We start from the raw sequence: 5,207 nt of genomic DNA, 5'->3' as shown, positions 1-5,207 counted from the left end.
GCGTGGCGCTGAGGGGGCCGCGAAGTGAGAAGATCGTGGGGCGGGCAGAGCGCAAGCGTGCCCACCCTCGTGAGCACGGGCACGCCGCAACTACAACGACATTGCGAGCGCAGCGAAGCAATCCAGAGTCTTTCCGCGGCGGGATTTCTGGATTGCTTCGCTGCGCTCGCAATGACGGAGCTTGCGGCTACAGCGCGCCTCTCTCTCGTCGCCCGGACGCACTGGAGATGGTGGGCACGGCGCAAGGGCGCCTTTGCCCACCCTACTTCTTCGCCGGACGATCCTTCGCGGGGATCACGAGCTTCAGGCCGGACCAGACGTCGTCGACGGCGCAGACCTTGATGTCGACGAGACCGTTTGCGAGCGCGGTCTCGCGCACCAGCGTTTCCGTCACGTCGGTGACGACACCTGAGGCCTTCTTCGGCCATGACGCCCAGATCATCCCGGGGGTGCGATCGCCTTGCGGTAGCTGCGCAGCTTGACCGCAAAGCCCTTCGCTTCGGTCGCGAAGACATGCACCATGTCGAGCGGCGCCTTGGCGGTCCTTGCGATCTTCACGTCATCAGGCAATTCACCGACGACATCGCGATAGGCCGTCGAAAGGCCGTCCACAAAAATACAAAAGCCCGGCTTGATGCCGAGCTTTTGCACTAACGGTTTGCCGGAATAGCCGGCCACGGAGGCTTTACGCCTGCGGCTGCGGCTCCAGGCCCGGATCCGGATCGGGCCGCGGGCGCGACTTGCCGGCCGGCGGCACCGCGGAGGCGCGCGGCGTGGTCGGCTCGAGCACGGACTCGCGGTTCGGCTTCTTGCCCTTGAGCAGATCGACAATCTCGTCACCGGAGAGCGTCTCGAACTCGAGCAGGCCCTTGGCCAGCGCCTCGAGGTCGGCATGCTTCTCGGTGAGGATGCGGGTCGCTTCCTTGTAACCTTCCTCGACCAGGCGCCGAATTTCGGAGTCGATCTTCTGGACGGTCGCTTCAGAGGCGTTCTGCGTGCGCGACACCGACATGCCCAGGAAAACCTCGTCCTGGTTCTCGCCGTAGGAAACGGTGCCGAGCTCTTCCGAGAGGCCCCAGCGCGTCACCATCATGCGGGCCAGGCGCGTCGCCTGCTCGATGTCGGAGGCGGCGCCCGAGGTCACCTTCTCGCGGCCGAAGATCAGCTCTTCGGCGACACGGCCGCCCATCATGATGGCGAGGCGCGAGGTCATCTGCTCCAGCGACATCGACAGCTTGTCGCGCTCCGGCAGCTGCATGACCATGCCCAGTGCGCGGCCGCGCGGGATGATCGTCGCCTTGTGGATCGGATCGGTCGCGGGCACGTTGAGGCCGACGATGGCGTGGCCGCCCTCGTGATAGGCCGTCAAGAGCTTCTCTTCCTCGGTCATGACGAGCGACTTGCGCTCGGCGCCCATCATCACCTTGTCCTTGGCCTCCTCGAACTCGGCCTGGGTCACCATCCGCTTGTTGCGGCGGGCGGCGGTGAGCGCGGCTTCGTTGACGAGGTTCATCAGGTCGGCGCCGGAGAAGCCCGGGGTGCCGCGCGCGATGGTCTTGAGGTTGATATCGGGGGCCAGCGGCACCTTGCGGACGTGGACCTTGAGGATCTGCTCGCGGCCGACGACGTCAGGATTGGGCACCACGACCTGACGGTCGAAGCGGCCGGGACGCAGCAGCGCGGGATCGAGCACATCAGGGCGGTTGGTGGCGGCGATCAGGATCACGCCCTCGTTCGCCTCGAAGCCGTCCATCTCGACCAGCAGCTGGTTCAGCGTCTGCTCGCGCTCGTCATTGCCGCCGCCGAGACCGGCGCCACGGTGACGGCCGACGGCGTCGATTTCGTCGATGAAGATGATGCAGGGCGCGTTCTTCTTGGCCTGCTCGAACATGTCGCGGACACGGCTCGCGCCGACGCCGACGAACATCTCGACGAAGTCCGAGCCCGAGATGGTGAAGAACGGCACGTTGGCCTCGCCCGCGACCGCACGCGCGATCAGGGTCTTACCGGTGCCGGGAGGGCCGACCAGCAGCACGCCGCGCGGAATGCGGCCGCCGAGGCGCTGGAACTTGCCGGGGTCGCGCAGGAATTCGACGATCTCCTGCAGGTCCTGCTTGGCTTCGTCGACGCCGGCGACGTCCTCGAAGGTGACGCGGCCATGCGCCTCGGTGAGCATCTTCGCGCGCGACTTGCCGAAGCCCATCGCCTTGCCGGCGCCGCCCTGCATCTGCCGCGACAGGAAAATCCAGACGCCGATCAGCGCGATGAAGGGCAGCCAGGAGACCAGCAGCGAGACGAACCAGGGCACGTTGTCGCCCGGCGGCTTCGCGGTGATCTGGACCTTGCTGTCATAGAGGCGCTTGACCAGCGTCGGGTCGTTCGGCGCATAGGTCTGGAAGCTGGAGCCGTTGGTGAAGGTGCCGTGGATGTCCGGCCCCTGGATCACGACGTCGCGCACATTGCCGCGGTCAACCTCGCTCAGCAGCTGGGAGAAGGCGATGTCCTGCGAGGAGGCGCGCTGACCCGGATTCTGGAAGAGCGTGAACAACGCCAACAGCAGCAAGACAATGATGACCCAGAGGGCGAAATTGCGCAGATTGGCGTTCATCGATCTTCCTTCGTGGTCGCGCGGATCGCGGCCTGAATCCTTGGGCAGTACGAGGAAATCCCCAAGGAATCCTCTCGGTTAGACGCATACAATTTAGGTGCCGCCCCGGTCGCTGCCAAGGGAACGAGATGGGACTATTTATCCCATCTTAGGGCGATTCCCGCTGAAATAATGGCGACCTACCCGGGGTTTTTCCTGCCTGGTTAAGGTGACCTGACGGCGCTGCCTCGAAACAGCCGGTGTCATGATCCGCCCTCATCTGTCCCTGCGCCGCCGGGCCGGCGCCGGTGCAATCTGGATACGCCCGCCGGCAAGGCTGATCAAGGCTCCCGCAAGGGTCTGCTTCAGGACCGGGCGGCCGTTTGCGGCTGCGCGGGGGCTCGCGGCCATGTCCTGATCAAGGATGGCTTGATCGAGCACGGCCATCAGGGTCTCGACCTTGCCGAGTTCCGCCGGCCCTTCGTGCCCGAGCGCGTTGATGGCCCGCAGCAGGAGCCGCAGCCGGACCTCCTCCGGTAGGGTGGCGAAGGCGCCAGCCTCGAAACTTCGCATGCCCGGCCCATGCGGCGCATCGTCGCGATCCCTCAAACGAAGGAAGCGCTCGGCCCCATCCGTCAGCACCTCCACCGCCGCATTGGCGCGCGCCAGCCTGCCTGCGAGCCGCGCCAGACTGCGGGCGTCGCCGCCCTCGGCCGCAAGCTGCGGCAACAGCGCGCGCAGCCGCGGCCGGGTGAAGGCGGTGTCGCGGTTGGTGGGATCATCGGCAAAGCCGATCTTCGCGCGCTTCAGGGTCGCGATCAGCTGCGCCTTCGGGACGTCGAGCAGCGGGCGCGCCAGCACGATGCCGTCGCGCGGCGTGAGGCGCGCCATCGCCGACAGCCCGGCAAGTCCGCTGCCGCGGACGAGGCGCATCAACAGGGTCTCGGCCTGGTCGTCGCGGGTATGGGCGGTCAGCACATGGCTCGCACCGACGCTGCGCGCGGCCTGCACGAGCAGGCGGTAGCGGGCCTCGCGCGCGGCCGCGGGCAGTCCCGTCTTCGGCTTGGCGCCGCGCCAGCGCAGGGTCCGGTGTGGCAAGCCAAGCTCGGTGGCGAGCCGCTTCACCTCGCGCGCCTCGYGTGCCGCCTCGGCCCGCAGGCCGTGATCGACGGTGACGACGGTGAGAAGCGGGCCGCGCGCGAGGCTGCGCCGCCAGCGCGCGGCGAGCCACATCAGCGCGATCGAGTCAGGCCCGCCGGACACCGCGAGCACCAGTGCGGGCGCACTTTTCAACTCGGCGAAGAGCTGCTTCGCCTCGCGCACCGAGATCGGAGAACTATCGTCGTCTGACATGGCGCTGCCCAGCAATCACCACCGAATGGCGGGCACGTTTTAGCGCAGCGCCATCCGCGTTGTCAGCGAGCAACGCCGCGTGGTCAGCACTTCACCCGCTTCTGCTCGCGGTCGACGGCGGCTTTGACGCCGGCGGAGGCGCGCGGATATTTGCGGCCGACCTCGCCGAAGGCGGCGCAGGCGGCCTCCTTCTCCTTCAGCGCGGCCAGCGACTGGCCGAGCCGCAGCAGCGCGTCCGGCGCCTTGGCCGACTTCTCGTATTTGGTGGTGACGGCGAGGAAGGCTTCCGCGGAGTCGCGATATTGCTGGCGCTGGAAGTAGCTCTCGCCGAGCCAGTATTGCGCGTCCCCGAGCAGCGGGTCGCTCGGATACTTCTGCGCAAAGTTCTTCATGGTCTGCTCGGCGAGCGCGTAGTCCTTGCGCTGCATGTAGCCGATGCCGAGATCGAACTCGTCGCGCGGCGTTGCCGAGGGCGGCAGCGTGGTCAGGCCAGCGCCTGCGGCAGGCGCGGGATAACCCTGTTGGGCCGGCGGATAGCCGGGCTGGGCTGCGGGGGGCGCGGCCTGCGGCTGATAGCGCGGGCTGGTATTGGCGAGATCGAGCGGCTCGCCGGCGTTGCGCCCGCCGGGGGCTCCTCCCTGCATCGGCTGCTGCCCGCCGCCGAGGGCGCGCGGCGCGCCGGGCGCGCTCGGATTCTGGCTGGGGTCAAAGGCATCGCCGCGGCGGCGCGAGCCGGGAGCGCCGGGCGCCGGCTGCTCCTGAACGATCGGCGCGGGAGAAGCGCTCTGCGGCTGCTCGTAGTTCGGCTGGGCGGGCTGCTGCTGGCGATAGCCCGGCGCGCCTTGAGAGGGCGAACTTTGGGCGGGCGGCACGGCAGCGACATTGGGCTGGACCGGCGCCTGCCCGGGTGCGGCTTGCGCACCGCCTTCGAGCGCCCGCAGGCGCTCCTCGAGCTGGCGATTGCGGTATTGCAGTTCTTCGTTCTGGCCGGTGAGCTGGCGCAGCTGGTTCTCCAGCCGCTCGATCCGCATCTCGGGATCATCGTCCGTTTGCGCGAAGACGGGCGAGCACAAGGAGAGCAGCGCGGCGGTCGCCACGGTGCCGGTTAATACCTTAAATCTGGATGACATCTTGCCCTGACGACGAAAGCGAAATGGCCTGCGACGGAACATTCGACGCGCCACACATTGAAGGGGAGTACGCCAAAAATGTGACTGCTACAAAGGGGTTTCTGTCACAGATCGCTGAAACGAAACCGGCGCCCGTG

Annotated in this window: 5 protein-coding genes; all 5 read right to left on the bottom strand. The window is 67.4% G+C overall.

The features are described 5' to 3' along the window. Positions 1-262 precede the first annotated feature (262 nt). The 5 genes from AC1D00_RS25485 to ybgF all read right to left on the bottom strand — a co-directional run bounded on the left by AC1D00_RS25485 (position 263) and on the right by ybgF (position 5,070). Entirely contained in the window at positions 263-442 is a 180-nt protein-coding gene (locus AC1D00_RS25485) for a hypothetical protein (RefSeq protein WP_477012548.1), read from the bottom strand. Then, entirely contained in the window at positions 439-678 is a 240-nt protein-coding gene (locus AC1D00_RS25480) for a hypothetical protein (protein WP_477012547.1), read from the bottom strand. Before AC1D00_RS25480 ends, AC1D00_RS25485 begins: the two co-directional genes overlap by 4 nt. Before the next feature lie 7 nt (positions 679-685). Further along, entirely contained in the window at positions 686-2,608 is a 1,923-nt protein-coding gene (gene ftsH / locus AC1D00_RS25475) for an ATP-dependent zinc metalloprotease FtsH (RefSeq protein ID WP_018641582.1), read from the bottom strand. Positions 2,609-2,863: 255 nt separating this feature from the next. Further along, complete coding sequence (tilS, locus tag AC1D00_RS25470) at positions 2,864-3,940, bottom strand: tRNA lysidine(34) synthetase TilS (RefSeq protein ID WP_477012546.1); 1,077 nt, start codon at positions 3,938-3,940, stop codon at positions 2,864-2,866. An 83-nt stretch (positions 3,941-4,023) separates the two neighbouring features. Beyond that, positions 4,024-5,070, bottom strand: a complete 1,047-nt coding sequence (gene ybgF / locus AC1D00_RS25465) for a tol-pal system protein YbgF (protein WP_477012545.1) — start codon at positions 5,068-5,070, stop codon at positions 4,024-4,026. Positions 5,071-5,207: the final 137 nt, after the last annotated feature.

The organism is Bradyrhizobium sp. P2_E8, assembly GCF_056403875.1.
Note: the sequence above shows the minus strand (reverse complement) of the source record. Positions and strands in the feature narration are given on the sequence as shown.